General features: G+C 68.1%; 25 protein-coding genes and 2 tRNA genes. 14 read left to right on the forward strand and 13 right to left on the reverse strand.

What is annotated here, in order from left to right; genetic code table 11:
* The first annotated feature begins 214 nt into the window (after positions 1 to 214).
* Positions 215 to 961, forward strand: a complete 747-nt coding sequence (locus WKI94_RS05540) for a ZIP family metal transporter (RefSeq protein WP_337844781.1) — start codon at positions 215 to 217, stop codon at positions 959 to 961.
* Here WKI94_RS05540 and WKI94_RS05545 read toward each other — a convergent pair.
* The 6 genes from WKI94_RS05545 to WKI94_RS05570 form a co-directional block, all read right to left on the reverse strand.
* Positions 927 to 1,619, reverse strand: a complete 693-nt coding sequence (locus tag WKI94_RS05545; protein WP_337844807.1) for a DNA/RNA nuclease SfsA — start codon at positions 1,617 to 1,619, stop codon at positions 927 to 929. The genes WKI94_RS05540 and WKI94_RS05545 overlap by 35 nt on opposite strands.
* Before the next feature lie 35 nt (positions 1,620 to 1,654).
* Positions 1,655 to 1,747, reverse strand: a tRNA-Ser gene (locus WKI94_RS05550).
* A gap of 7 nt (positions 1,748 to 1,754) precedes the next feature.
* A tRNA-Ser gene (locus tag WKI94_RS05555) sits at positions 1,755 to 1,846 on the reverse strand.
* 44 nt (positions 1,847 to 1,890) lie between these two features.
* A complete protein-coding gene (locus tag WKI94_RS05560) occupies positions 1,891 to 2,769 on the reverse strand; it encodes a dipeptidyl aminopeptidase (RefSeq protein ID WP_337844782.1) in 879 nt (292 codons plus the stop codon).
* Positions 2,766 to 3,782: an acyltransferase gene (locus WKI94_RS05565; RefSeq protein WP_337844783.1), complete on the reverse strand. Its 1,017-nt coding sequence runs from the start codon at positions 3,780 to 3,782 to the stop codon at positions 2,766 to 2,768. The genes WKI94_RS05560 and WKI94_RS05565 overlap by 4 nt, the downstream gene beginning before the upstream one ends.
* 14 nt (positions 3,783 to 3,796) lie before the next feature.
* Entirely contained in the window at positions 3,797 to 5,209 is a 1,413-nt protein-coding gene (locus WKI94_RS05570) for an SWIM zinc finger family protein (RefSeq protein ID WP_337844784.1), read from the reverse strand.
* A 44-nt stretch (positions 5,210 to 5,253) separates the two neighbouring features.
* On the opposite strand from WKI94_RS05570, the gene amrS reads away from it, so the two are divergent.
* Positions 5,254 to 6,297 (forward strand): AmmeMemoRadiSam system radical SAM enzyme, encoded by a 1,044-nt coding sequence (gene amrS / locus WKI94_RS05575; RefSeq protein ID WP_337844785.1) that lies wholly within the window; start codon positions 5,254 to 5,256, stop codon positions 6,295 to 6,297.
* Positions 6,285 to 7,127: an AmmeMemoRadiSam system protein B gene (amrB, locus tag WKI94_RS05580; RefSeq protein WP_337844808.1), complete on the forward strand. Its 843-nt coding sequence runs from the start codon at positions 6,285 to 6,287 to the stop codon at positions 7,125 to 7,127. The genes amrS and amrB overlap by 13 nt, the downstream gene beginning before the upstream one ends.
* On the opposite strand, the gene WKI94_RS05585 is transcribed toward amrB, so the two are convergent.
* Genes WKI94_RS05585 through WKI94_RS05595 form a run of 3 tightly spaced genes read right to left on the reverse strand, consistent with a single transcriptional unit; the run spans position 7,068 to position 9,346 of the window.
* Complete coding sequence (locus WKI94_RS05585; RefSeq protein ID WP_337844786.1) at positions 7,068 to 7,454, reverse strand: hypothetical protein; 387 nt, start codon at positions 7,452 to 7,454, stop codon at positions 7,068 to 7,070. The genes amrB and WKI94_RS05585 overlap by 60 nt on opposite strands.
* 10 nt (positions 7,455 to 7,464) lie before the next feature.
* Positions 7,465 to 8,697, reverse strand: a complete 1,233-nt coding sequence (locus WKI94_RS05590; RefSeq protein ID WP_337844787.1) for a HAMP domain-containing sensor histidine kinase — start codon at positions 8,695 to 8,697, stop codon at positions 7,465 to 7,467.
* Complete coding sequence (locus WKI94_RS05595; RefSeq protein WP_337844788.1) at positions 8,687 to 9,346, reverse strand: response regulator transcription factor; 660 nt, start codon at positions 9,344 to 9,346, stop codon at positions 8,687 to 8,689. Before WKI94_RS05595 ends, WKI94_RS05590 begins: the two co-directional genes overlap by 11 nt.
* Positions 9,347 to 9,433: 87 nt before the next feature.
* Here WKI94_RS05595 and WKI94_RS05600 point away from each other — a divergent pair, with 87 nt between their 5' ends.
* The 3 genes from WKI94_RS05600 to WKI94_RS05610 are packed head-to-tail and all read left to right on the forward strand — an operon-like array spanning position 9,434 to position 11,319.
* Entirely contained in the window at positions 9,434 to 10,189 is a 756-nt protein-coding gene (locus WKI94_RS05600; RefSeq protein ID WP_337844789.1) for an FAD:protein FMN transferase, read from the forward strand.
* Between the two features lie 10 nt (positions 10,190 to 10,199).
* Positions 10,200 to 10,736 carry a DUF2271 domain-containing protein gene (locus WKI94_RS05605; protein ID WP_337844790.1) on the forward strand — a complete coding sequence of 179 codons (537 nt, stop codon included), beginning with the start codon at positions 10,200 to 10,202 and terminating at the stop codon, positions 10,734 to 10,736.
* Entirely contained in the window at positions 10,717 to 11,319 is a 603-nt protein-coding gene (locus tag WKI94_RS05610) for a PepSY-associated TM helix domain-containing protein (RefSeq protein WP_337844791.1), read from the forward strand. The genes WKI94_RS05605 and WKI94_RS05610 overlap by 20 nt, the downstream gene beginning before the upstream one ends.
* An 81-nt stretch (positions 11,320 to 11,400) precedes the next feature.
* On the opposite strand, the gene WKI94_RS05615 is transcribed toward WKI94_RS05610, so the two are convergent.
* Together WKI94_RS05615 and hemQ are read right to left on the reverse strand one after the other, a co-directional pair.
* Positions 11,401 to 11,877 carry a hypothetical protein gene (locus WKI94_RS05615; RefSeq protein WP_337844792.1) on the reverse strand — a complete coding sequence of 159 codons (477 nt, stop codon included), beginning with the start codon at positions 11,875 to 11,877 and terminating at the stop codon, positions 11,401 to 11,403.
* Positions 11,877 to 12,626 carry a hydrogen peroxide-dependent heme synthase gene (gene hemQ, locus WKI94_RS05620; RefSeq protein ID WP_337844793.1) on the reverse strand — a complete coding sequence of 250 codons (750 nt, stop codon included), beginning with the start codon at positions 12,624 to 12,626 and terminating at the stop codon, positions 11,877 to 11,879. Before hemQ ends, WKI94_RS05615 begins: the two co-directional genes overlap by 1 nt.
* Before the next feature lie 32 nt (positions 12,627 to 12,658).
* Between hemQ and WKI94_RS05625 the strand changes: the two genes are divergently transcribed.
* The 7 genes from WKI94_RS05625 to WKI94_RS05655 all read left to right on the forward strand — a co-directional run bounded on the left by WKI94_RS05625 (position 12,659) and on the right by WKI94_RS05655 (position 22,189).
* Positions 12,659 to 13,720, forward strand: coding sequence for a mechanosensitive ion channel family protein (locus tag WKI94_RS05625; protein WP_337844794.1), 1,062 nt, complete (start codon positions 12,659 to 12,661; stop codon positions 13,718 to 13,720).
* A gap of 8 nt (positions 13,721 to 13,728) precedes the next feature.
* Positions 13,729 to 15,948 (forward strand): hypothetical protein, encoded by a 2,220-nt coding sequence (locus WKI94_RS05630; protein ID WP_337844795.1) that lies wholly within the window; start codon positions 13,729 to 13,731, stop codon positions 15,946 to 15,948.
* Positions 15,949 to 18,147: a bifunctional (p)ppGpp synthetase/guanosine-3',5'-bis(diphosphate) 3'-pyrophosphohydrolase gene (locus tag WKI94_RS05635; RefSeq protein WP_337844796.1), complete on the forward strand. Its 2,199-nt coding sequence runs from the start codon at positions 15,949 to 15,951 to the stop codon at positions 18,145 to 18,147.
* 46 nt (positions 18,148 to 18,193) lie between these two features.
* Positions 18,194 to 19,753, forward strand: coding sequence for a phytoene desaturase family protein (gene crtI, locus WKI94_RS05640; RefSeq protein WP_337844797.1), 1,560 nt, complete (start codon positions 18,194 to 18,196; stop codon positions 19,751 to 19,753).
* Complete coding sequence (fni, locus tag WKI94_RS05645) at positions 19,750 to 20,760, forward strand: type 2 isopentenyl-diphosphate Delta-isomerase (protein WP_337844798.1); 1,011 nt, start codon at positions 19,750 to 19,752, stop codon at positions 20,758 to 20,760. Before crtI ends, fni begins: the two co-directional genes overlap by 4 nt.
* Entirely contained in the window at positions 20,757 to 21,209 is a 453-nt protein-coding gene (locus WKI94_RS05650) for a peroxiredoxin (RefSeq protein WP_337844799.1), read from the forward strand. The genes fni and WKI94_RS05650 overlap by 4 nt, the downstream gene beginning before the upstream one ends.
* Before the next feature lie 377 nt (positions 21,210 to 21,586).
* Positions 21,587 to 22,189, forward strand: a complete 603-nt coding sequence (locus WKI94_RS05655) for a helix-turn-helix transcriptional regulator (protein ID WP_126217297.1) — start codon at positions 21,587 to 21,589, stop codon at positions 22,187 to 22,189.
* 1 nt (position 22,190) lies between these two features.
* Here the strand turns inward: WKI94_RS05655 and WKI94_RS05660 are convergent, their stop codons facing one another.
* Together WKI94_RS05660 and WKI94_RS05665 are read right to left on the reverse strand one after the other, a co-directional pair.
* Positions 22,191 to 22,523, reverse strand: coding sequence for a hypothetical protein (locus WKI94_RS05660; protein WP_126217296.1), 333 nt, complete (start codon positions 22,521 to 22,523; stop codon positions 22,191 to 22,193).
* 66 nt (positions 22,524 to 22,589) lie between these two features.
* Positions 22,590 to 24,236: a hypothetical protein gene (locus WKI94_RS05665; RefSeq protein ID WP_337844800.1), complete on the reverse strand. Its 1,647-nt coding sequence runs from the start codon at positions 24,234 to 24,236 to the stop codon at positions 22,590 to 22,592.
* Positions 24,237 to 24,382: 146 nt separating this feature from the next.
* On the opposite strand from WKI94_RS05665, the gene WKI94_RS05670 reads away from it, so the two are divergent.
* Positions 24,383 to 24,724: a hypothetical protein gene (locus tag WKI94_RS05670; protein WP_337844801.1), complete on the forward strand. Its 342-nt coding sequence runs from the start codon at positions 24,383 to 24,385 to the stop codon at positions 24,722 to 24,724.
* Positions 24,725 to 24,726 lie beyond the last annotated feature (2 nt).

Raw genomic sequence — 24,726 nt, forward strand, 5'->3', positions numbered from 1 at the left:
CCCCGTGCGCTCCGCGCTCATCAACGCTCCTACCAAGGAGGCAAAGGGGAACTCCGCCAGGTTGCCTTCCAGAACCCCGCGCTCGCCAAGCATTCCCCCCCTTTTTACCACATCCCCGGTCGTCCGGGCGAGGTGGGGGCCGACGCCCTTCTTCGGCAACAGACCCGGGAAGGATCATTTACAAGTGATAACTACTTGCATTAAGATAAGGGCCATGGACGGCTTCTCCATATCCCCATGGACGGTCTTCCTCTACGCCCTTCTCACCGCGGTGGCCACCGGGCTTGGGGCCCTGCCCTTCCTCTTCACCCGTTCCGTGGTCCAAGTCCACCTGGGCCTGGCCAATGCCGCCGCCGCGGGGCTTATGCTCTCCGCCAGCTTCGGCCTTATCTACGAGGGGGTGGGCTATGGCCTCGGCCGCACCCTTTTGGGGGTCCTCCTGGGCCTCGCCTTCATCCTCTTAAGCCACCGCTACCTCAAGGGGCAGGAGGTGTCCTTCGGGGAGCTTTCGGGCTTGGATGCCCGCAAGGCCCTCATGATGGTGGGCATCATGACCCTCCACTCCTTCGCGGAGGGGGTGGGGGTGGGGGTGTCCTTCGGCGGGGGGGAGGCCTTGGGGGTCTTCATCACCTTGGCCATCGCCCTGCACAACATCCCGGAGGGGCTTGCCATCAGCCTGGTCCTGGTGCCTCGAGGGGTAAGCACCCTCATGGCCGCCTTCTGGAGCGTATTCTCCAGCCTGCCCCAGCCCCTCATGGCCGTGCCCGCCTTCCTCTTCGTGGAGGCCTTCCGTCCGGCCTTGCCCGTGGGCCTGGGCTTCGCCGCGGGGGCCATGATCTGGATGGCCGTGGCCGAAATCCTCCCCGAGGCCCTCAAGGAGGCCACGGCTGAAGGGGTGGCCACGGCCCTCACCCTCTCCGCAGCTCTCATGGTGGCCTTCCAGATCCTCCTTGGGGGGTAGCCCAAGGAAGCCCCGCCTCCACCTCCAAAGCCTCCAGGGTAGGGCGCACCCGGTAGGCTAAGAGCCTCACCCCACTGGCCTGGGCCTCCTCCGCCGCCTCCACCAGGGCTCGGTCCTCCGGGTCCAAGGCAAAGGCCTGGGCCAGGGGGTGCTGGACAAACCACACGGCGAAGGCTGGATGCCCCGCCCGGGCCAAGGTGGCGAGGAGGCGAAGGTGGCGGGCCCCCCGGGGGGTGGGGGCATCGGGGAAGAGGGCCAGGCCCTCCTCCACCCGGTTGCAGTTCTTGGCCTCCAAGAAGGCCTCCTGCCCCCCAATCCGCGCGCGAAAGTCCAGCCTCTCGCCCCCCACGGCCACCTCCCGCCACAGGGCCTCGAGGGGGCCAAGGGCGCCTTCCTTTAGGAGAAGTTCCAGGAGGCGGTTGGCCAGCGCAGCGTCCACCCCCACCAGGACCCCTTCCGCCTCCACCAGGACCAGGCGGCCCAGGGTCCTTGGGGTGGGCCGGGGGAGGTAGTGGCCGGGGGTGCCGGGGCGGAGGAGTTCTGCCATGCGCCCGGAGTTGGGAAGGTGCAAAGGCCCCACGTCTGCCTCCACCAGGAAGCGGTTCCTCCGCCGGAGGAGGCGGCAGGGGCGTAAGGGGGGTAGGGGAAGCCTTGGCATACGGGAAAGGGCCTGGCCCATGGGCCAGGCCCCTTTGGCGGAGAGGGCGGGATTCGAACCCGCGGCACCGGTTTTCCCGGTGCAACACCTTAGCAGGGTGCCGCCTTAGACCACTCGGCCACCTCTCCAAGCCGTTGGCGGAGGGTGAGGGATTCGAACCCCCGGTGGGCCCTTCGGCCCACAGCGGTTTTCAAGACCGCCGCCTTCAACCGCTCGGCCAACCCTCCAGGACTGGCCGCACCCTACACTATGCCCAAAGGACCCCCGGGTGTCAAGGGCGTAGCCAATGAAGGAGGAACCGCTCCGCCAAGGCCTCCATGGCGGGGATGACCGCGTGGTGCAGGTCGGGAAAGAGGACCAGGTGGTCTTCCCCGCGGGGGCCGAACCCTGTGGGCCTTACGCAGGCCCGGCCCTTGATGAGGGGGCCCATCCAGGGGGCGCCCTCCCGGGTGAGGGCCACCTGGTGGACCCTCCGGCCCATGGCCTCCCGGGCATCCCTGAGGCGGCAGGCTTGGGTGGGGGGGATCAGGGGGTCGTTCCCCGCCTGGAGGATGAGGAGGGGGGCCTGGAGGCGGGATGCGTAGGGCAGGGGGCTTTGGCGGGCCAGGTCCTCCCCCAAGGTCCTCTGCCAGCGGGCGAGGGCTTCGGGCCGGGTCCGCCTCAGGATCGCCGCCTGCTCCTCAAAATCCACCGGGCCGATGGCGAAGACCACCCCCGCGCTTCCCCCTTCCAGGGCCGCGGCCTTCAGGGCCACGCAGGCGCCCAGGGAGTAGCCCGCATAGGCGTGGCGCCTCGCCCCTAAAGCGGGGAGGAGGCGAGCCAGGTGGGCCAGGTCCTCCGCCTCCTCCAGGCAGCCCGTGATCTGCCCCCCGCTCCGACCCCGGCCCCGGAGGTGGGGTACCACCCCCAGGAAACCCCGCTCCGCCCAGGCCCGGCACCGCTGGGCCATGGTGGGGTTGGGGGGGCCGAAGCCCCCAGGCACCAGCACGATGGCCCCCTTAGGGGTGCCCCCTGGGTGGCAGAGCTCGGCGAAGAGCCCCACCCCCTGCCGGGTGTAGGCCACCCCACCGGCCTCGAGGCGCACCTTGGGCGGGGCCAGGGTGCCCAGGGCCAAAAGCCCCAAAAGGAGGAGAAGCCACAGGCCCCTCATCGCCCAAAAAGCGGCAGGGAAAGGCGGGCCCGGTAGAGGAGGTGGGCCAGGGCGAGGGGAAGGAAGAGGGCAAGGAGGAGGTAGACGAGAAAGGCCACCTTGAGGCCCAAGGGCTCCGGGAAGGTGGGGTTCTTCTCCAGAAGCCGGATCACCATGGGATGGAGGAGGTAGATCTGCAGGGAGTAGCGCCCCAAAAAGGCCAAGGGGGCCTTGAGGGGGCCTTGGGCCAGGCGGTGGGCCAGGGCCAGGAGGAGGAAGGCCATGGCCGTGGTGTAGAGCCAGTGGAGGGCCTGGTAGTGGAAGGTGTTCACGGGGCGCCCCCGGAAGGCCTCCAGGGCCAGGGGGAGGTAGCCCCCAAGCCCCACTAGGGCCAGGAGGAGGGCTAGAGGCCAGAAGCGGAGGAGGCGGGGAAGCCTTTCTATGCGGCTTGCCACATGGAGGCCCAGGACCACCGCGGGGATGTGCCACAAGAGGGTGCTGGCGGGGTAGGGCAGGCGATAGAGGTGGCGGTTGGCGAGGTACACCAGAAGGGTAAGGCCGACCCCCAAGAGGAGAAACCAAAGGCCATGGGGCTTCCTGCGCACCACGGGGGCCAGGAGGGGCAGGACCAGGGCCAGTTCCAGGGCCACCACCAGGAAGTAGAGGTGGAAGTAGGCCTTGCCCCAAAGGAGCTGGTGGGGGATCCGTTCCGGCTGGAAAACCCCAAGGTCCCAAAAGCGGAAGAGGAGGTAGGCCCCGCTCCAAAGGAGGTAGGGCCAAAGGAGCCTCAGGACGCGGTTACGGAAGTAGCGGCCCAGGGCCATCCCCCGCCCCAGGGCCACCCCCAGGACCACCGTGGTCATGAAGAGGAAGGCGGGCACGGCGAAGTGCAGGGTGCGGTTCAGAACCAGGGTCCCAAACCACAGGGGGGTTTCGGGGGGCACCTCCCGGAGGAACCGGCCCAGGAGGTGGTGGAGGACCACCTCCAAGATGGCAAGCCCCCGGAAGACCTCCACCCAGGGAAAACGGTCCACGCCTCCATTCTCCCCTAGGAGGATGAGAGGGAAGCCAACTCCTCCCAAAGGGCCCGCCGCCTGGGGTAAAGGGCCCTTAGGTTCTTGAGGAAGGCCTCCACCCGCTTCCCATCCAGGGCCCTGGCCCGCTTGAGGAGGCGGGCAACCTCCCGGTAGCGGGCCCTTCCCCCCTCCTCCACCAAGGCCCGGGCAGCGTCCAGGTACAGCCTTAGGGCTTCCCCGGGAAGCCTTTCCTCCAGGGCTTCGGCCAGGGCGGGGTAGGCCTCGAGGGGGGCCCGCTTCAGAAGGCGGTCCAAGGCCTTCCAGTCCTCCTCCAGGAGATGGATCCAGGCGAGAAGGGCGGGGTCTTTTACCGCCTTGAGGAGGGCGGGCCTTTCCTCCCTAAAGCGGGGGCCGAGGAGGACCCTTAGGGCGGCGTAGTCGGAGAGGCTTGGGCGCAGGGCAAAGCGGCGGAGGAGGTCTTGGGGAAGGCCCCTCCGGCTTGCCAGGAGGTCGGCCAGGGGGAAGAGCCTAGGGTCCTTGCCGAACCACTCCAGGGCCTCCTCCGCGTAGCGCAGGGCCTCTTCCTCCCGCCCCAGGGCGAGGAGGCGGTCCACCAGGGCCAGGTAGTCCTCGGGGGCCTCGAGGCGAGCCCTCATGAGGCTTAAGGCCTCCTCCGCCTGCCCTAAAGCGAAGAGGAGCTCCCGCCGCAGGGCCTCCCTCCAGGGGTCCTTCCCCGCGAGGAGGGGCAGGGCCTCCTCGGGGCGCGCCCGGGCCATCTCCAAAAAGGTCCGCACCAGCTCGGGGAAGGGGTGGCGGAGGAGGAGGGCGAGGAGGGGCCTTAAGGGGCCCCCGAGGGCCCGGTAGCGGGCCAGGACCGGGCCCAGGTAGGGCCCGGGGTCCTGTGGGGCCTCCAGGAGGGCCTCCAGCACCGCCAGCAGGGGGCTTGCCTCCCCCACCCGGGGAAGCTTCACCAGGAGGGCCTCGAGGGCCTCCTCGGGCCACAGGCCCAGGCGGAAGGCGGCCTTCAGCTCCTTGGCCTCCTCCTCCAGGGCCCTTTCGGGAAAAAGAGCCTCCAGGAGAAGGCCGCCCACCCGGGGCAGGGCAGCGAGAGCCAAGAGGAGGGCCTTGGCCTCCTCGGGGGGAAGGGCCTCCAGGGCCTCCTTGAGGTCCTTACCTCCCCGGTCCAGATAGGCGTAGAGGAGGGCCGCCGCGTGCTTGCAGGGAAAGTCCGGGTAGGGGCAGGTGCAGCTTCCCCCAAGCCCAGGGCCCACCTCCACCCGGTAGGGGGCCTCCGCCGAGCCCCGGACCTCCCCAAAGAGCCTTTCCCCCAGCCGGTAGACCCTTAGGACCCGCCCCTCGCGGGCGTAGGCCAGGCCCCGCCGGAGGACCTCCGCGGGAAAGAAGGGGGCGAAGTCCTCCTCCTTTTCTGGGGGAAAGGGCTTCACGAAGCTTAGTGTAGCGCGCTACAATCGGGGGTGAAGGCTATGGAATGACCGCGGCCTTAAGGGAAGCCGATCTGGTCCGTCCCCTGCCTAAGGGCTTCGTCCAGTGCCGGGCCTGCGCCCACTACTGCGCCATCCCCCAGGGGGGCGCGGGGAAGTGCGGGGTGCGCCGGAACCTGGGGGGGCGGCTTTACCTGGCCACCTACGGCAAGGCAGCGGCCCTCCACGTGGACCCCGTGGAGAAGAAGCCCCTCTTCCACTTCCACCCCGGGGAGGGGATCCTCTCCTTGGGCACCGTGGGGTGCAACCTCTTCTGCGCCTTCTGCCAGAACTGGACCATCAGCCAGTTCCGGGACTTCCCCCTCGGCGAAGGGGGCGCGGGGGCCTACCTGGGGGAGGACTTCCCCCCAGAACGGGTGGTGGCCGCCGCGGAGGCCTTGGGGGTGAGGCTCCTCGCCTTCACCTACAACGAGCCCGCGGTCTTCATAGAGTACGCCCGAGACACGGCCCTTCTCGCCAAGGAACGGGGAATGAAGACCGTCTTTGTGACCAGCGGTTTTGAGACGAAGGAGGCTTGGGCCTACATCCGCCCCTACCTGGACGCAGCCAATGTGGACCTCAAGGGCTTCCGCGAGGTCTTCTACCGGGAGATCTGCGGGGCCCGGCTGAAACCCGTGCTGGAGAGCCTCGAGCACCTGGTGGCCCAGGGGGTCTGGGTGGAAGTGACCACCCTCCTCCTGGAGGGGTACAACACGGAGGAAGGGGAGCTTCGCGCCATGGCCCGCTTCCTCAAAGGGCTTTCGCCGGAGATCCCCTGGCACCTCACCGCCGCCCACCCGGACTACCGCATGCCCCACCTCACCCCCACCCGGCGGGAAACCCTGCTTAAGGCCTACGAGATCGCCAAGGAAGAGGGGGTACGCTTCGTCTATCTAGGCAACATCCTGGACGAGGAGCGGAGTTCCACCCGCTGCCCGGACTGCGGCCGCCTCCTCCTGAGGCGGCGGGGCTACCGGGTGGAGGCCCTGTGGACAGACCCCGGGGTGTGCCCGGGGTGCGGCCGGAGGATCCCCGGGATATGGGCCTGGTGAGGCAGGAGGCGGCGGCGGGGGTCTTCTACCCCCGGGAGGAGGGCGCCCTCCGGCGGGAGGTGGAGGGCCTTCTGCAAGCAGCCCGCACGCCTCCCCTTCCGGGGGTCCGGGGGGCCCTGGCCCCCCACGCGGGCTACCTCTACTCCGGCCGGGTGGCGGCAGAAGCCTTCCGGGCCCTTTCCACCTGGAAGGGGCGGGCCCGGAGAGTCCTCCTCCTGGGCCCCAGCCACTTCGTGCCCTTCCTGGGGGTGGCCTTCCACCCCTACCGGGCCTGGCGCACCCCCTTGGGGGAAACCCCCGTGGACCTGGAAGGGGGAAGGAGGCTCCTCGCCCGGGGCCACCCCTTCCGGGCCCTGGAGGAGCCTTTCCGGCAGGAGCACAGCCTCGAGGTCCTCCTCCCCTTCCTCCAGGTGGTCCTCCCCAAGACCCCTATCCTCCCCCTCCTCTTCGGGGAGGTGGACCCCCTGGAGGTGGCCGGGGCCCTGCTGGCGGAACTTGAGTCCAGGGACCTGGTGGTGGCCAGCAGCGACCTCTCCCACTACCACCCCGAGCCCGTGGCCCGGGCGCGGGACGGGAAAACCCTGGAAAAGGCCCTGGCCTTAGACCCCCCGGCCCTGGCCGAAAGCGAAGCCTGCGGCCGCCTCCCCTGGGCGAGCCTCACCGCCCTGGCCCGGGGCCTAGGGTGGCGGCCCAGGCTCCTGGCCTATGCCACCAGCGCCGAGGCCAAGGGGGAGCGGGGGCGGGTGGTGGGGTATGCGGCGGTGGCCTACCTAGAGGCGGAGGAGGGGCCGGAACCAGGGGATGGAAAGGAGGAGCACGAGGAGGCTTAGGGCAAAGAAGAGACGGGGAGAGCCCCCTTTGCGCGCCCGGGCCAGCCCGGCGTGGGCCAGGCCCAGGGCCAGAAGGCCCCCCACCCAGTGCTCGGCCACGAAGTAGCGGGGCTCGCCCCCAGCGCGCATCACCTCCCCTAGGGCCGCCAAGGCCCCTTGGAAAAGGGGGCTTACAAAGGCCAGGAGGAGGCCCAAGACCACCTGAAGAGTGAGGGCATGGGCGAACAAGGCCGCCGGCCGGGGCTGGGGCTGAGCCACGGCCCAGAGGCCAAAGAAGAGGACCGCCCAGCGCAGGAAGTTATGGAGGGTGAGGACCACCTCGTACATGGTCCAAAGCCTACCCTAAGGGGGAAGGCAGAGGGTGGCCTTCCCCACCTTCCTCCCAGGCCAGCTCCAGGCGCACCCGCAGGCCCGTGGGGCGGTTGGGGCGGAGGACCAGCCGCCCCCCATGGGCCTCGGCCACCTTTTTGGCCACGGAAAGGCCAAGGCCCTCCCCGGGCTTTTGGGAGGCGCGGAAGAAGGGGCGGCCGGCCTCGAGGAAGGCCCCTTCGGGAAGCCCCGGCCCCTCGTCCGCCACCTCCAGGAAGACCCTTGCCCCCTCCGTCCCCACCCGCACCCGCACCCCCCGCCCCTCCCCGTGGAGGAAGGCGTTCTGGAGGAGGTTCCTCAAGGCCTGGGCCAGGAGGAGGGGGTCCCCCCGGTAGGGGAAGCGTTCCGGGCCCTCGTAGGCCGCCCCAAAGCGCAGGGCCTCCTCCTGGGCCAGGCGGGCCAGGTCCAGGTCCACCCGCTCCACCCGCCCCTCCCGGGCCAGGAGGAGGAGGGCTTCCACCAGGCGTTTCATGCGCAAAAGCTCCGCCCGGGCGGCCTCAAGGGCCTCCTCCTTGGGAAGGTAACCGGCCACCGCCCCCTCCACCTGGGCCAAGGCCGCGGCCACCGGGGTTCTGAGCTCATGGGCCGCATCCCGGGTGAAGCGCCTTTCCCTTTCCCAAAAAGCCTGGAGGCGATCCAGCATGTGGTTGAAGCTCTGGGCCAAAGCCCCCATCTCTCCCCCACCCCGCACCTCCACCCGCTGGGTCAGGTCCTGGGCCTCGGCCACCCGCTGGGCCACCTCCGTGAGGCGGGCCAGGGGCCTTAGGGCGCTTCCCGCCAGGCGGTAGGCGAGAAGGGCGGCGAGGAGGGTGAGGAAGAACCCGGACCCCAAGAGGGCCAGGCGGAAGCGGCTTAGGGCGAAGGCCGCCCCGGGATCGTAGCGGGCCAGGGTCACGGTGCCCCCAGGCAGGGCGAGGACCACCACCCGCCACCCTTCCCGCCAGTAACGGCCCGGCGGGAGGGGGGGAAGGTCGGGGAAGTTGGGGCTTTTCTCCTCGTGGTCCGCAAGGAGCCGGAAGGCGAACTCCCCCCTTGGGGGGCGGCGCCCCTCGGTCAGGGCCTCGAGGTAGAGGAAAAGGGAACGGTCCATATCCTGCTCCACCAGGCGCTTGAAGGCCGCGTAGCTCAGCACCCCCTGGGCCAGGAGGGCACCCCCCACCGCCAGGAGGAGGAAGAGGGCCAGCCTTCCCCTAAGGGTCATACCCAAACCGGTACCCCCCGGGGACGGTGCGGATCACCTCTGGGCCCAGCTTCTGCCGGAGGTAGTGGATGTAAACCTTCACCGCCCCCACCTTCGCCCCATCCCCAAAAACCCGCTCCGCCACCTCTTCCGGGGCGAAAAGCCGCCCTGGATGCAGGGCAAAGAGCTCCAAAAGGGCAAACTCCCGAGGGGAGAGGTCCACCCGCTGGCCCCCCAGGTACACCCCCCGCCCCGAAAGGTCCACCCGCAAAGGGCCAAGGCAAAGCCGCCCCGCCTTAACCTCCGCCAGACGGCGGAGGAGGGCCCGCACCCGGGCCAGGAACTCCTCCAGGGCAAAGGGCTTCACCAGGTAGTCGTCCCCCCCTAGGTCCAGGCCGTAGACCCTATCGGCCAGGGTATCCCGGGCGGTGAGGAAGAGGATGGCCCCCTTGTAGCCCGCCCTCCGCACCTCCTCGGCGAAGCGGAAGCCCCCATCCTCGTCCCCAGGAAGGCGCACGTCCAGGACCATGAGGTCGGGCTCGGCCTCGAGGAAGGCTTCCCGGGCGGCCTCGAGGCCCTGGGCCCAGACCACGCTCCAGCCCTGGGCGGCAAGGGCCCGCTCCAGGGCCCGGCCCAGGTGGGGTTCGTCCTCCAAAAGGAGGATGCGCATGCCCCCAGTATGCGCCCAAGGGGGTTAGCGGGCGGTTAAGCACCCCACCTAACGCTCCCCTAACCGCCCACCCCTACCCTTTAGGGCATGGGCCGGTACGGGGCCAGATGGGAAGGGGTGCTGGGAAGCTACCTGGAGGTCCAGCTCCTCGCCCCCCCTTGGGCGGCCCGGCGGGCCCTTAAGGGCATCCAGGAGGATATCGCCCGGCTGGAAGGCCTCTTCAGCCGCCACCGGGAAAGCGAGCTCACCCGGCTCCTGGCGGCGGGCGGAGGGCCGGTAAGCCCCGAGATGCGCTTCCTGCTGGAAGAGGCCCTAAGGCTCATGGAGGCCACCCAGGGGGCCTTCCACCCCGCCCCCCGCCACGGGGGGGTGCCCTACCGCCTGGTAGGGGAGCGGGTGGAGCTCTTCGCCCCCATAGACCTGGACGGCCTGGCCAAGGGCCACATCGCCGACCGGGCCGCGGCCAGGGCCCTGGCCCTGGGGGCCAAGGCCGTTTTGGTGAACCTAGGGGGCGACCTGGCCCGCCTGGGCCCCGGGGAGGCCTTGGTGGCCCTGGAAAGCCCCTTGGGCCCCGACAACGCGCCCGCCCCCCACGCCCTCCGCCTGGGGCAAGGGGGGGTGGCCACCAGCGGGGTCCGCCACCGGGGGGCCCACCTTCTGGACCCCCGAACGGGAAGGCCCGCGGAGGGGCTCCAGGCCTCGGTCCTGGCGGGAAGCGCCCTCCTGGCTGAGGCCTTGGCCAAGGCCCTTTTCGTCCTCAAGGAGGAGGCCTGGCCCATCCTGAGGGCCTTCGGGGCGCAAGGGGTGCTCTTCACCCGGGAAGGCCCCAAGGCCGGCCCATAAGGAGGGAAGCATGCTGAAGCGCTACTACAGCCGCAGGTCGTTCCTTCGCCGGGTGGTGGGGGGGATGACGGCCCTGGGCCTTGCCCGGGCCCAGGGGGCCCCCTGGCCCCAGGGCATGGAGCTGGAGGTGGCCTTCGCCTACGAGGGCGGGGGGTTCCGCTACCGGGCCCCCTATGTGGCCTGCTACGTGGAGGATGAGCGGGGCAACCTGGTGCGCACCCTGGCCCTTTTCCTCATGCCGGGGAAGGGCGAAAGGTGGTGGAACGAGCTCCGCCGCTACTTCCTAGAAAGCACCCCAGAAAGGATGCGCACCCTCTCCGGCCCCACCCGCCCCCCCGGGCGGTACCGGGTGGTCTGGGACGGGAAGGACGAGGGAGGGCGGGTCGTGTCCCAAGGCCGGTACTTCGTCTGCGTGGAGTACGCCCGGGAGCACGGGCCCTACGAGCTTTTCCGGGAAGCGGTGGAGATCGGCGCCAAGCCCTTCAAAAGGGCCTACACCCTTAAGGGGGAGCTTTCGGAGGTCAGCCTTGACTACCGCAAGGCCTAGGGCCCTGCTGGTCCGGGCACGGCTTTACCACCTTGCCCGGACCCTACACCTCTACCTCTCCCTCCTCGCCCTCCTGGCCCTCCTTTTCTTCGCCCTCACCGGCCTCACCCTGAACCACCCGGAATGGTTCGGGGAGGGCAGGACCCGCCGCCTCCAGGGCACCCTCCCGGGGCCCTACGCCCCCCAGGGCGAGGTGGACTGGCTCCGCCTGGCGGAGGACCTGAGGGCCCTGGGCCTCAAGGGCCGGGTGACGGAGCATGGGGCAAGCGGGGGGGAGGCCTGGCTTTCCTTCCGCGCCCCGGGCTACGCCGCGGACGCCCAGGTGGACCTCCAAAGCGGGGCCTACCGCCTAAGCGTCACCGAGGTGGGGCTGGTGGGCGTCCTGAACGACCTCCACAAGGGCCGGGACACCCCGGGGGCCTGGCGCTGGGTCCTGGACCTCTCCGCCCTCTTCCTGGCCCTGGTGAGCCTCACCGGGCTCCTCCTGGGCCTCCTCATGCCCAGAACCCGGCGGGCAGCTCTCCTCACCGTGAGCCTTGGGACCGCGGTTTTCCTCCTCCTCACCCTTTGGGCAAGCCGCTAAGGGCCCTGACGGCCGAAACGCCCCCTGGGGCTCAAGGAAAAGCTTGCTGAGACTCCCTTTTGAGGCCCCCTAAGGAGGCGCTTAGAGCTCGTCCAGGGCCTCCCGGGGCGGCTTCCTTTGGCCCAGGTACCCCCCCTCCCGGAGGAGGAGGGGAAAGAGCTGGGCCAAAGGGCCCTCCACCAGGGCCAAAACCTCCCCCCGGAAAACCCTTAGGCCAAGGGGCGTCTCCTCCAGACCCCAGGGGAGGAGGAGGGCTTCCCCTTTGGGGCCTCCCTCTCCCCGGTCCAGGTACCGCCCTTCCGGCGCGAGGAAGCCCAGCATGCGGGTGCGGTGGAGCTCCTTCTGGAAGAGGGCAAAGGCCTTGGGGTCCTCCGCCTTTTGGAAAAGGAGGAGGTCCGCCTCGCTGGAGAAGCCCACCAGGCTATACACGGAAAGCCCCTCCCGCCCCACCCAGCGCTCCAAGAGGGCGGCGAGCTCGTCCTTGAGGTGCTCCTGGGCCTCGGCCTCGAGGCGGCGGAACTCGGGGAGGAGGCGGTAAAGGGTCAGGTTCCAGTACATCACACCCCCAGGAAGCGGGCCAGGGCCTCTGGGAAGAGGTGGCGGCCCACATAGAAGGGCCCAAACTCCCCGTACCGGGCGGAGACCTCGTCAAAGCGCATCTCGTAGACGATCTTCTTGAACTGGATGGGGTCCTCGCTGAAGAGGTCCACCCCCCACTCCCAGTCGTCCAGGCCCTGGGCCCCGCTGATGACCTGCAAGACCTTGCCCTGGTACTTCCTTCCCGTCTCCCCGTGGGCCTTCATGAGCTCGGCCCTTTCCTGTGCGGGGAGCATATACCAGTTGTCCGTACCCTGGCGGCGCTTGTTCATGGGGTAAAAGCAGACATACCCCCCTTCGGGCACCCGGGGGCGGAGGCGGGGCTTGACGTAGGGGGCCTCGGGGTCCAAAGGCCCCGTCTGGCTCCCTAGCTCCACCACAGAGTAAAAGCCGTAAGCCGGGCGCAGGTAGCGGGCGAGGCGGCTTTTATTGAGCCTTTCCTCCGCTTCCAAAAGGTCGTCCAGGCCCTCGCGGAAGTGGAGGAAGAGGAGGTCCGCCTTGTGGGTCAGCACCTGGTACACCCGGGAAAGGCCGAGGCCCCGCTCCTCCAGAGCCCGCCAGGCCCCAAGGAGGCCCTTTAGCTCCTCCCAGGCCGCCTTCCGCTCGGCCTGGGGCGCGGCGAGCCAGGTGGCAAAGTCCAGGGTGCGGAAATCGTGGAGGACCTGCCAGCCCTCGAGGGTGTAGGTGGGCTGCGGCGCGTGGCGCTCCATGCCTCTACTATACGGCCGGTATACTCTACCCCATGATGGCCACGCTCCACGTGCTGGTGAGCCTGGCCGTGGTCCTGCTCCTTGGCCGGTGGGGGGGCCGCCTCCTCGCTGCCCTAGGGCGGGCCATCCCCGGGGAGCGGGACGACGCCTTTCTCCGCCTCCTGGCCTGGGGGTGGTGGGGGGGGCTGGCCCTGGCGGGCACGGCGTACCTGGCCCACGCCCTAAGCCTCCCCTACGAGCCCCTCCGCACCTGGGGGGGTGCCCTGGTGGGGTGGCTCGGGGGGCGGGGGCTTTCCGCCCTTGGGGTCCTGGCCCTCACCCACCTGGGCTACCGCCTCCTCCCCCTTCTCCTAAGCCGCCTGCCGGAACCGGAGGGGACGGAACTCACACGGGAAGCGGTGCGGCGGAAAACCCTCCGGGCCGTGGCCGAGTCCTCCCTCAAGGGGGTGGTCCTGGTGGTGGGGGGGCTTTTCCTCCTCTCCAACCTGGGCCTGAACATCACCGCCCTCCTGGCAGGGGCGGGGGTGGCGGGGCTCGCCCTCAGCTTCGCCGCGCAGAAGCTCATCCAGGACTTTATCAACGGCTTCTTCATCCTCCTGGAAGACCAGTACGGGGTGGGGGACATCGTCCAGATCAACGGGGTGGGGGGGCAGGTGGAGCGGTTCAACCTGCGCCTCACCGTGCTTCGGGACCTGGAGGGCCGGGTTCACCTCATCCCCAACTCACAGGTGCAGCAGGTCACCGTCCTCACCCAGGAGTGGAGCCGGGCAGTGGTGGACGTGGGCGTGGCCTACAAGGAGGACCTGGACCGGGTTCTTGGGGTCTTCCGGGACGAGGTGGAGCGGTTCCACCAAGACCCCGAGTGGCAGGAGGCCTTCACGGGGGCCCCCGAGGTTTTGGGGGTGCAGAACCTGGCGGACTCCGCGGTGGTCATCCGGGTGCTTTTCAGCACCAAGCCCGCTCGGCAGTGGGCGGTGGCCCGGGAGTTCCGCCGCCGCATCAAAAACCGCCTGGACCGGGAAGGGATAGAGATCCCCTACCCCCACCTGAAGCTTTACCTAGGGGAGCCCCTTAGGCTGGAAAAAGGGGTATAGTCTAGGGGATGCCCGAGGTCCACCAGGTCATCCTGGAGGCGGTCCAGCCCCATCTGGGCCAGAGGGCCCAGGTGGTCCTGGAGGAAGGCCTCAAGCGGCTCGGCAAAACCCGAAGGGAACTTACCCCCGAGGATGGGGAGGCCCTCCTGAAGGGGCCCTTTTTCCGGGAGCTACAGGCGAGGCTTAGGCCCGAGGAGGCCCGGCGGGTGGTGGAGGAGGCCTTAAGGCGCCTTAGGAACCCGGAGGGGCTCAAGGCCTTGGAGGAGGGGCTAAAGCGCTTCCAGCTCTACCTGGACTGGCCGGAGGTGGCCAGGCTTCGGGCCCTCTACAGCCGCCTGCGCCAGGGGGAGGACCCTGCCCTCTTGGCCGAAGGGCTTAGGCTTTTAGAGGCCTTGGAGGAAAAGCTGGAGGAGGCCCTCCTCCGCCAAGCCCGGGACCTGGCCCACCTGGAGGAGACCCTGGAAAGGGTGCGGCACCTCGGGGGGGCCAAGGTCCGCCGCCTGGAAAGCCTGGTGGCCACCATCCGCCAGGCCCATGGGGAGGGCACCCTGGCCCAAGGGGAGGTAGAGCGGGCCAGGGCCCTGGCCCTGGAGCTCAGGAAGCTTCTGGAGTCCAGCGCCGTCCGCGCCCCCACTCTGCCGGAGATCGTCTTCCAGACGGAGGAGGCCGAGCCCGAGGTGTACGTCACCGTGGAGGACGCCTCGGAGCTAGAGGGGGAGCTGGTCGTTGACCTCGAGGCCCTCCCCGAGGAAGCGGCGGAGCGCATCCAAGCCCTGGTGGTGGAGGAGGAAAAGCGGAGGTTCCAAGACCTCCTGGCCCGCTACGCCCCCCTCCTGGAGCGGAGCACCGTAAGCCCCCTTCTCGCCGAGGTCCAGGCCCTCCTGGAGGCGGGCACCCCTGTGGGTGAGAAGCTTAAGACCCTGGAGGAGGCCTTCAAGGAGGCGGAGGCCAACCTGAAAGCGGAAAGGCGGGCCCGCCTCATCCAGCTGGAAGAGGCCCTAAGGCGCCTCCCCCTCCCCCAGGAGGCCAAGGCCCCCCTGGAGGCCGCCTTAAGGCTGGCGGAGGAGACCCTGAGGGAAGGGGGCTTCCCGGACCTCCTCCCCCTGGAGGAAAGCCTCAAGGCCCTGGAGGAGGAGGCGGGGCGCCTAAGGGAGGAGAAGGAGGCCCTCCTTCGGGAGCTTGCCGCCAAGGGGGAGGCCTTTAGGCCCCTTTTGGAGGAGCTCGGGGCCACCCCGGAGGAGCACCTGGGCGAGGCCCTCCCCGCCCTTAGGGCCCGCTATGCGGAGCTTTTGAGGAAGGAGGGCGAGGAGGCGGCCCTAAAGGCCAAGCTCGGGGAGGCGGAAGGGACCCTGAGGGCCCTGGAGGAGGAGGCCCGGGCCCTGGGGCTTGGGGAGGCCTGGGAGGCCCTGATGGCCGGGGTGGCCCAAGGCCACCTGCCCGACCTGGAGGGCTTCAGGAAGCGCCTGGCGGAGGCCAGGGCAGAGAGGCGGCAGAGGGCTTTGGAGGAGCTTGCCCGCCTCGAGGCCTTGGCGGAGCGCTTCCGGGGCTTTGGGGGGGAGGCGGTGCGGAAGGCCATCGCCGAGGAAAAGGCCAAGCCCCTCCCCGACCCCACCCCCATCGCCCGGGCCCTCGGGGCCCTAAAGCGCAAGCTGGAGGCCCGGCGCTCCGAGCTCACCACCCGCCTGGCCGCCTTCCTCAGGGGCCACGCCCGGGTCCAGGACCTGAAGAGCGAGACCACCCATCGGCTTAAACCCCTGGCGGAGTTCCTGGAGGCTGCCTGGGAACGACTTGGCCGGCTTGGCCCCCAGGGGATCCTGGAGGTGGAGCGGGCCCTGGAGGAGGCGGAAAGGCTCCTTAAGGAGGCCGAGCGGGAGAAGGAGGCGGCCCAGGCGGTGCTCAAGGAGATCGGAAGCGCGGACCTCGAGGCCCTCTTCGGAGCCCTGGCCGAGGCCGGGGAGGACCCCCTCAAGCCCCTGCACCTTCCCGGGGTGGAGGCCCTAGGCTTCCTGGAGGAAGGCCCCCTGCCCCTTCCCCGGCCGCCCCTGGAGTCCTTCCAAAAGGCTCTGGACCTCCTGGACGCAGCGGCCAAGTGGGATCGGAAGGCGGCGGTAGTCCTGCTGGGGCCCAAGGCCCTGGTCCTGGCCAGGAAGGAGGGGAAAACCTTGGCGGCCCTTCTGGAGCGAAGCGCCCTTTCCGCCTTCCTACAGGAGCTTGGCCTTCTCGCCTAGATGCTACACTGGAGGGTGGTGGCCTTAGAAGACGAGCTTTGGTCCCAACTCCAACCCCATCTGGCCTACCTCTCGGAGGGGGAGGTAGCCTGGGTGGAGGCCGCCTACCGCTTCGCCCTGGAGGCCCACGCGGGCCAGAAGCGAAGGAGCGGGGAGCCCTACATCACCCACCCGGTGGCGGTGGCCGAGATCCTGGCCTCCTTGCGCATGGACGCGGAGACGGTCATGGCCGGCCTCCTCCACGACGTGGTGGAGGATTCTGGGGTGGCCCCGGAGGAGCTGGAACGGCGCTTCGGCCCTGGGGTGCGGCGCATCGTGGAGGGGGAGACCAAGGTCAGCAAGCTCTACAAGATGGCCAACCTCGAGGGCGAGGAGCGCCGCGCGGAGGACCTCCGCCAGATGTTCATCGCCATGGCGGAGGACGTGCGCATCATCATCGTGAAGCTGGCCGACCGCCTGCATAACCTCCGCACCCTGGCGCACATGCCCCCCGAAAAGCAGCGGCGCATCGCCCAGGAAACCCTGGAGATCTACGCCCCCCTGGCCCACCGCCTGGGCATGGGCCAGATCAAGTGGGAGCTGGAGGACCTCTCCTTCCGCTACCTCCACCCCGAGGCCTATCAAGCCCTCCTGGCAAGACTCAAGGAGGGCCAGGAGGCCCGCGAAAGGCTGGTGGAAAGGGCCATGGCCCGTCTGAAGGAGGCCCTGGAAAAGGACGAGCTCCTCCAGGCCCAGATCCAAGGCTTTGAGGTCACGGGCCGCCCCAAGCACCTCTACTCCATCTGGAAGAAAATGGAGCGGGAGGGGAAGGCCCTGGAGCAGATCTACGACCTCCTGGCGGTGCGAGTCATCCTGGACCCCAAGCCGAGCCCCACGGAGGAGGCCCGAAGCCTAAGGGAAAAGCAGGTCTGCTACCACGTCCTGGGCCTGGTCCACGCCCTATGGCAGCCCATCCCAGGGCGGGTTAAGGACTACATCGCCGTGCCCAAGCCGAACGGCTACCAGAGCCTCCACACCACGGTCATCGCCCTGGAGGGGCTTCCCCTGGAGGTGCAGATCCGCACCCGGGAGATGCACAAGGTGGCGGAGTACGGCATCGCCGCCCACTGGCTCTACAAGGAGGGCCTCACCGACCCCGAGGAGGTGAAGCGGCGGGTCTCCTGGCTTAAGAGCATCCAGGAGTGGCAGCAGGAGTTCAGCAGCTCCCGGGAGTTCGTGGAGGCGGTGACCCGGGACCTCCTGGGGGGGCGGGTCTTCGTCTTCACCCCCAAGGGGCGGATCATCAACCTGCCCAAGGGGGCCACCCCGGTGGACTTCGCCTACCACATCCACACTGAGGTGGGCCACCACATGGTGGGGGCCAAGGTCAATGGGCGCATCGTCCCCCTCTCCTACGAGCTCCAGAACGGGGAGATGGTGGAGATCCTCACCGCCAAAAACGCCCACCCCTCCAAGGGCTGGCTGGAGTTCGCCAAGACCCGGAGCGCCAAGAGCAAGATCCGCCAGTACTTCCGCGCCCTGGAACGCCAGGAAACCCTGGAGAAGGGCCAGGCCCTCCTGGAGCGCTACCTGAAGCGCCGGGGCCTCCCGAAACCCACGGACAGCCAGCTGGAGGAGGCCGCCAAGCGCCTGGGCCTTCTCCCTTCCCCGGAGGAGCTCTACCTGGCCCTGGCCCTGAACCGCATCACCCCCAAGGCGGTGGCCGAGCTCCTCTACCCCAAGGCCGTGGCCAAGCCCGAAAGGCCCAAGCCCACCCCCAAGAACGAGTGGGGCATCCGCCTGGAGCAGGACCTCCAGGCCCCCATCCGCCTGGCCTCCTGCTGCGAGCCCATGAAGGGGGATGGCATTCTGGGCTTCGTCACCCGGGGGCGGGGGGTGACGGTCCACCGGGCGGACTGCCCCAACCTGCGCCGCATCCTCCAGGGCCCAGAGGCAGACCGGGTCATCGGGGCCTACTGGGAGGGGGTGGGGGGAAAGGTGGCCACCCTCGAGGTCCTGGCCCAGGACCGCACCGGCCTCCTACGGGACGTGATGCAGGTGGTGGCCGAGGCGGGAAAAAGCGCTTTGGGCTCGGAAACCCGGATCCTCGGGCCTAAAGCCAGGATCCGCCTCCGGCTCCCCATCCAGGACGGGGAGCGGGAAGCCCTCCTTCAGGCCATCGCCGGGGTACGGGGGGTGGAGGCGGTGCGCTGGGTGTAGCCTAGGGCCAGGTTGCCCTCAAGCCAGAAGGTAGACTTTGGCCCATATGCGGGCCATCGTCATCGGCAGCGGCATCGGGGGGCTTTCCGCGGCCATCCGGCTTGCGGCCATGGGCCTCGATGTGCTGGTCCTGGAGAAGCTCCCCGACCCCGGGGGGCGGGCCCGGGTGCACCGGGCGGAGGGCTTCACCTTTGACATGGGACCCACGGTGATCACCGTCCCTTCCCTCCTGGAAGACCTCTTCGCCACGGGGCCAGGGGAACCCCGGCTCTACCCGGACTTCCCAGACTGGGAGGGTCTCCCCTACACGGAGCGCTACGTGAAGCTGGTCCCTCTGGACCCCTTCTACCGCATCCACTTCCCGGACGGCACCCACTTTGACTACAAGGATGACCGGGACCACCTCCTCTCGGAGATCCGCCGCCTGGCCCCGGAGGACGAAGCGGGCTACCTCCGCTTTGAGGAGGCCGCCCGGAGGATCTTCCAGCGGGGCTTCCTGGAACTGGGCTTCACCCACTTTGGAAGCCTCCTGGACCTCCTCCGGGCGGCCCCGGACCTCCTGCGGCTGGACGCGGTGCGCCCCCTCTTCTCCTTCGTGAAGAAGTACTTCCAAAACCCCAAGATGCGCCGGGTCTTCTCCTTTGAAAGCCTCCTCATCGGGGGGAACCCCCTCTCGGTGCCCGCCATCTACGCCATGATCCACTTCGTGGAGCGGAACTGGGGGGTCCACTTCGCCCTAGGGGGCACAGGGGCCCTAGTGCAGGGCCTCATCCGGAAGCTCGGGGAGCTTGGGGGGGAGATCCGGCTCCGAACACCGGTGCGCCGCATCCTGGTGCGGGGGGGGCGGGTGCAGGGGGTGGTCTCGGAGGACGGGGAGGTCCTGAAGGCAGACCTGGTGGTCTCCAACGCGGACTACCTCCACACCTACGCCGAGCTTCTGGCCCCGGAGGACCGCTTCTGGCACAGCGACCTGCGCCTTAAGCGCACCCGGCTTTCCATGAGCCTCTTCGTGGCCTACTTCGGCTTCCGGGCAGAAGGGGATGAGGGGAAGCGCCTCAGGCATCACAACGTCCTCCTCTCCGAGCGCTACGAGGAGCTCCTCAAGGACATCTTCCAGCGCAAGGTCCTCCCCCCGGACATGGCCCACTACCTCCACCTCCCCACCCTCACCGACCCCTCCTTAGCCCCCCCGGGCCACCACGCGGCCTACACCCTGGTGCCCGTGCCCCACAACGGAAGCGGCCTGGACTGGAAAGAGCTTGGGCCCGAGTACCTGGAGCGGGCCCTGGGCTACCTGGAGGAGGCGGGGTATCTGCCTGGGCTTCGGGAACGGTTGGTCTACACCCACTTCATCACCCCGGACTACTTCCAGTGGACCCTGAATAGCCACCTGGGGAACGCCTTTGGCCCGGAGCCTGTCTTGTGGCAGACGGCAAGCCTCAGGCCCCATAACCGCTCGGAGGACGTCAAGGGGCTCTACCTGGTGGGGGCGAGCTACCAGCCGGGGGCGGGGCTTCCCAGCGTGATGATGTCTGGCAAGATGACCGCGCGCCTCATCGCCGAGGACCTGGGCTTTTTCAAAAAACCCAAGGGGGCCTTCACGTGAGCACCGCGGAGAGGAAGCGGAAGCACCTCCAGGCTTGCCTGGAGGGGGAGGTGGCCTACCAGAGGACCACCACCGGCCTGGAGCGCTACCGACTCCGCTACCAGGCCCTTCCGGGCCTAGCCCTTTCCGAGGTGGACCTCACCACCCCCTTCCTGGGCAAGACCCTAAGGGCCCCCTTCCTCATCGGGGCCATGACCGGGGGGGTGGAGCTGGGAGGACGGATCAATCGCGCCCTGGCGGAGGCTGCCGAGGCCCTGGGTGTGGGTATGGTCCTGGGCTCGGGGCGCATCGTCCTGGAAGACCCCTCGGCCCTCCCCTCCTTCCGGGTGCGCCCCCTGGCCCCAAGGACCCTCCTCCTAGCCAACCTGGGCCTGGCCCAGCTTCGCCGCTACGGGCGAGAGGACCTCATCCGGTTGGTGGAGCTCCTCGAGGCGGACGGGCTCGTATTCCACCTAAACCCCCTCCAGGAAGCGGTGCAAAAGGGGGACACGGACTTTCGGGGCCTTTTGGAGCGGCTTTCCGCAGTCCTCCCCCTCCCCTTCCCCGTCCTCCTCAAGGAGGTGGGCCACGGCCTAGGGCGGGAGGTGGCCCTCCAGGTGAAGGGCCTTCCCCTGGCGGGGCTGGAGGTGGCGGGGGCTGGGGGGACCAGCTGGGCCCGGGTGGAGGAGTGGGTGCGCTACGGGGAGGTGCGCCACCCCGAGCTCTGCGAGATCGGCCTTCCCACAGCAGAGGGCATCCAGGAGGTGCGCGCCGTCCTCCCCGAAATCCCCCTCATCGCCTCTGGGGGGGTCTACACGGGCACGGACGCGGCCAAGGCCCTGGCCCTGGGGGCGGACCTGGTGGCCGTGGCCCGGCCCCTCTTGAGGCCAGCCCTGGAGAGGGGGGAGGCGGTGGCCCGCTTCATCGAGGACTACCTCTGGGAGCTTCGGGTGGCCCTCTTCGCCGTGGGGGCCCGTACCCCCAAGGAGACCCGGGGCCGGGTGGAACCTATAGGAGGCTATCCATGAGGGAAGATCCCTTGGTGGGCCAGGTTGCGCCTGTCCTCGAGGCTCAAGACAGCGAGGGCAACCCCGTTTCCTTCCGGGGATGCTGGACCGTACTGTTCTTCTTCCCCAGGGCCTTCAGCCCCGGGTGCACCCTCCAGACCTGGCGCTACGCCAGCCTTATGGGGGAGTTTGGGAAGTTGGGAGCCCGGGTCTTTGGGGTAAGCCAAGACGGAGCTGGCCTCCTGTGCCGCTTTAGCGCCGGCCTAGGCCCCCGGATGATCCCAGACCCCCAAGGCACCCTGGCCCGGGCCTTCGGGGTGGGGCGCTTTTTAGGCCTCCTCCGGCGGGACACCGTGGTCCTGGACCTCGAGGGCCGGGTGGCCGCGGTGCTCCGGGGAGTGAACCCCCTCACCGACCCCGAGCGGGTGTTGGCCTTCCTCCGCCAGAAGCAGGGGGAAAGGGCGGGATGAAAAAGCCCCGGGGCCAAGCCCGGGGCTTCTGGTGGGCGGCGTAGGACTTGAACCTACGACCTCTCGCTTGTAAGGTTTACATTCCACCCCCACTTCACCCTCAGCTCACTTTGACAGGTGGCAGCAGAACGGCATCTATGCCCCGTGAGCATCCCCACAAACGGTGCAGATATGGGGTCATTCCGGCGGAATAAGGGGTAAATAAGGGGTAAGACGGGAACGCCGTGCAGAACGGGATTTACCGGGGCTTTACCCTTGTCGGATGGCAAGGGGGAGGTTCTACCGGGGGATATGCCGGTGGCCTGCCGGTTTATCATGGGGAAGCACCTCTCTTATGTTCAACCATGTCTGCCTTGCCAGATGGTAAAGTGTAGAGCATGGTAGAGGGTATTCGGCAACGGGCCGGGGGTGCGATTGCCAGGCGGCGGCGGGAGTTGGGGTTGACACTGGCGGATGTAGCCCGGGAGATGGATGTATCGGACGGGTATGTATGGAAGCTGGAGAAGGGGCTGGTGAACCTGGAGAACGTGTCGTACCAGCGCCTTCTGGCCCTGATGAAGGCCCTGCGCTGGACCCCCGAGGAGTTCACCCAGGCCACCGGGGTAGCGGTGCCGGGGCTCACCACGGAGGAGATGCCCGGGGTTCCCCCGGTTCCCCTGCTGAAGGTGCCCCTTAAGGGGTCGGGAGAGTACCTGGTCCTGGGCCTGCCGGGCCTGGAGGTAGACCCCAGGGACCTCCGTGCCCTGACCCACAGGGGAGGCTTCGTGGTGTACCGGGAAGGGGAAGAACCCGAACCCGGGGAACTGGCGGTGGCCGAACCCAGGGAAGGAGATGCCCCCCTCTCCCCCGTGCGCTTCCTGGGCCTCAACAGCCGCCGTAGCTACGTGGTGGAAACCCTGGGATGCCCCACGGAACGCCGCACCCTAGAAAAAGGAGATTGGTCCCTGCACCGGGTGGTGGGTGAGGTCAAAATCACCTGACTCAGGCAAACACCCTGTTACCGGGCACCCCCGCCAAGGGAACACTCCCCCCCTTGGCGTGCAACCCCTCCCCCGTGGGCAGGAGGATGAGCACGTTGTAGCCCTCCCGGTAAACGGTTTCCACCAGGTCAGGGATGTACCAGCGAAGCACATCCCGCTCCTCCCTCCCTAAGTGCTTCAGCATGTCGTAAAGGGCGGTTTCCAACTCAAAGGGGTCCACACCCCAAAGAGCGTAGGTGCGAACACCCTCAGGTGCCCCCACGGTAGCCTTCAGGTCCCTGGTCATCTCCTCCAGGACATCTTCCAGGTAAAGAGCCTCCATTACCGTCTGCATGCTACCACCTCCAACGCAAAAACAGAAACCCCTGCCTGCGGTCAGGCGGGGGCACAAGTTACTGGCTTACTCTACCCAGCCCTCCAACTCAGAGCGAAGGAAGTCAAGGACTTCCTCTGCTTCCTCGTTGGAGAGGCCAGCCTCTAACTGGGCTCCCAAGGAAGTTTGGCCCTCCATGAGGGCCTCAATGAAAGCCTCCCCTTTAGGACCCCACCAACGGGCAATCTCCTCCTTAAGCTCCTTTACCTTGACCCTCAGGAGGAAGGTGTCATAGTCCACCTCCTCCCTGGGCTCAACCCCCAGTTCAACCAGGGCATCCGCAGAAACATCCTCTGCCTGAAGAGCGGAAAGAAGCTCCGGGGAAAGCCTGGCTTTTCTCCCTGCCTCTATGGGGTCCAACCCCTCCCTCTCCCGGAAGTAGAAGTACTTCCTTAGCTTCTGGGCATCCGCCCGAGAAAGGCGGAAGACCCCTACCTCCTGTGCCCGAAGCTCCAGAAGGAACTTGCGAAGCTCGGGCACCAGGAAGAGAAGGGGGTTAAACCCCTTGCCCTCCTTAACCTCCTGAGCGTACTTCCTCTGCAAACGGCCCCAGATCTCCAGGGCCTCCATGAGGCCATCCTGGTAGGCCGCCTCGGGGTCCTTAAACCCCAGAGCATTCACCTCGTAGGCCACCAGGGGCTCCAACAAAGGAAGCCCTGCCCAGGAAACCCAACCCTTACTACCCTTCCTTGTAAACCTCTCCTGCACATCCTTGTAGGAAGGGGGGAACTTCCTGGCCTGTCGCTCCAAGATAAGAACCCATCCCCCTCTTGCCTTCCCCCTTTCCCTCAACTTCACCCCCAGAAAAGCCGCCAGTTCCCCGGGGTTGTAGATGTTCACCTCCCCATAGAGGTCCCGAAGGAAAGCCTCATCCTGAAGGTATGCGGCTTCCACCCCTTGGGCTTCCCCCTTGGCGATGAGGTACACCTTGATCAACCAAGGATTGACCCGGGTCTGGTGAACCCAGTCGCCGGGAACGCCAATCTCCTCTTCCTGTTCCTCCCGCAAAACCTCGGTAGCCTCCCGAAGCCCACGGATGGCGGCAGAAATCCTCGGCTCGGGGGCATCTAAATCCTCCCACCTATCCCCGGGAAGAACCCTAACGGTTTCCCCCCAGGGGAGCCTCCTCACCACCTCCTGCTTCTGGAGAAGTTTCTTGGTCTTCTCCAGGACCTTCCTCCTGGCAACCAGGAGGACCTTCTCCGAAACGCCCCTCACCGGGGCCAAAACTACTCGCTCCCCCTTCACAAGACGGAGGGCTGCTGCCCAAACCGCCTTGTCAGAAAGGCCGTTGGGGGACACGAAGAAAACGCCCTCCTCCCCCCTCCGGGCCACTCCCTGGGGAAGCACCCTCAGCTTGTCCACCATCTCCCGGGGAAGCCGAACATCCGGTCCCTGGGCTTCCTTCCTCCACCCGTAACGCTCCGCCAAGCGCCGGGTAGCCTCCTCCAAGGCCGCCAGGACAACCCCAGCGGTGGGGGTATTATCCCCCCTGACTGCCCACCCACCCCTGACCCAGGCGGCGTGGGCTTCCTCAAGAAACCGAGCCTTCTCCGCCGGGTCAGAGCGGAGGAAGGCCCCCAGCACCCCCAAAGCCTCCTCGGGCGTCCTGGGGTCCCGCCCGAGGGCCGCCGCAATAGCGGCAACCCAGTGTAAAGCGTTTGGCCTGCCCATGGAAGTCATTATAGCATGACATGTTTTTCCATCATGTTCCCCCTTGGACAGGGACCGGGCAGGGTGGTATAGTGGAGGTGCCGCAATAGCGGTTTTCCTGCCCATACAGCTTCCCTTCAAGGGGAAGCTGTTGCTACATTGAGAGCATGTGGTGGCGTCTGGGCTTTATAGGTGCCCTTCTGGGAGTTCTCGGGGTTCACCTCGGCTTCCCCGTTTACCCGTGGGGTCTTTACGTGTATGCCGGGGGTTTGGTGCTGGACCTGTGGACCACCCTCGAGGCCCTGGATCTGGGGGGCAGGGAAGAAAACCCCCTGGCCCGGGTTTTCCTGAGGCTGGGAATCTGGGGGTTGCCTTTCATGAGCCTTCTGATACTGCTCCTCACGGGGGCTACCTGGGGTTTCTTCCAGGCCGCCTTTGTCCTGGGGATGGTTCACCTGGTGGCTGGAAGCAACAACCTGCGGAGCCTTCTACGGCTCTCCGCTTCCTGAAC

The sequence above is a fragment of the Thermus sp. genome (assembly GCF_037444525.1).
In the GTDB taxonomy this organism is placed as follows: Bacteria; Deinococcota; Deinococci; order Deinococcales; family Thermaceae; genus Thermus.

Bases quoted from the DNA above. Each gene is read 5' to 3' on its own strand.
- hemQ (WP_337844793.1), bottom strand. From the start codon at position 12,626: ATGGAGCGCCACGCGCCGCAGCCCACCTACACCCTCGAGGGCTGGCAG.
- WKI94_RS05600 (WP_337844789.1), top strand. From the start codon at position 9,434: ATGGGCCGGTACGGGGCCAGATGGGAAGGGGTGCTGGGAAGCTACCTG.
- WKI94_RS05660 (WP_126217296.1), bottom strand. From the start codon at position 22,523: ATGCAGACGGTAATGGAGGCTCTTTACCTGGAAGATGTCCTGGAGGAG.
- WKI94_RS05625 (WP_337844794.1), top strand. From the start codon at position 12,659: ATGATGGCCACGCTCCACGTGCTGGTGAGCCTGGCCGTGGTCCTGCTC.
- WKI94_RS05655 (WP_126217297.1), top strand. From the start codon at position 21,587: ATGGTAGAGGGTATTCGGCAACGGGCCGGGGGTGCGATTGCCAGGCGG.
- WKI94_RS05650 (WP_337844799.1), top strand. From the start codon at position 20,757: ATGAGGGAAGATCCCTTGGTGGGCCAGGTTGCGCCTGTCCTCGAGGCT.
- WKI94_RS05615 (WP_337844792.1), bottom strand. From the start codon at position 11,877: ATGTACTGGAACCTGACCCTTTACCGCCTCCTCCCCGAGTTCCGCCGC.
- WKI94_RS05605 (WP_337844790.1), top strand. From the start codon at position 10,200: ATGCTGAAGCGCTACTACAGCCGCAGGTCGTTCCTTCGCCGGGTGGTG.
- crtI (WP_337844797.1), top strand. From the start codon at position 18,194: ATGCGGGCCATCGTCATCGGCAGCGGCATCGGGGGGCTTTCCGCGGCC.
- WKI94_RS05560 (WP_337844782.1), bottom strand. From the start codon at position 2,769: ATGAGGGGCCTGTGGCTTCTCCTCCTTTTGGGGCTTTTGGCCCTGGGC.
- WKI94_RS05590 (WP_337844787.1), bottom strand. From the start codon at position 8,697: ATGACCCTTAGGGGAAGGCTGGCCCTCTTCCTCCTCCTGGCGGTGGGG.
- WKI94_RS05545 (WP_337844807.1), bottom strand. From the start codon at position 1,619: ATGCCAAGGCTTCCCCTACCCCCCTTACGCCCCTGCCGCCTCCTCCGG.
- WKI94_RS05635 (WP_337844796.1), top strand. From the start codon at position 15,949: ATGCTACACTGGAGGGTGGTGGCCTTAGAAGACGAGCTTTGGTCCCAA.
- amrB (WP_337844808.1), top strand. From the start codon at position 6,285: ATGGGCCTGGTGAGGCAGGAGGCGGCGGCGGGGGTCTTCTACCCCCGG.
- amrS (WP_337844785.1), top strand. From the start codon at position 5,254: ATGACCGCGGCCTTAAGGGAAGCCGATCTGGTCCGTCCCCTGCCTAAG.
- WKI94_RS05670 (WP_337844801.1), top strand. From the start codon at position 24,383: ATGTGGTGGCGTCTGGGCTTTATAGGTGCCCTTCTGGGAGTTCTCGGG.
- WKI94_RS05540 (WP_337844781.1), top strand. From the start codon at position 215: ATGGACGGCTTCTCCATATCCCCATGGACGGTCTTCCTCTACGCCCTT.
- WKI94_RS05585 (WP_337844786.1), bottom strand. From the start codon at position 7,454: ATGTACGAGGTGGTCCTCACCCTCCATAACTTCCTGCGCTGGGCGGTC.
- WKI94_RS05665 (WP_337844800.1), bottom strand. From the start codon at position 24,236: ATGGGCAGGCCAAACGCTTTACACTGGGTTGCCGCTATTGCGGCGGCC.
- WKI94_RS05630 (WP_337844795.1), top strand. From the start codon at position 13,729: ATGCCCGAGGTCCACCAGGTCATCCTGGAGGCGGTCCAGCCCCATCTG.
- WKI94_RS05595 (WP_337844788.1), bottom strand. From the start codon at position 9,346: ATGCGCATCCTCCTTTTGGAGGACGAACCCCACCTGGGCCGGGCCCTG.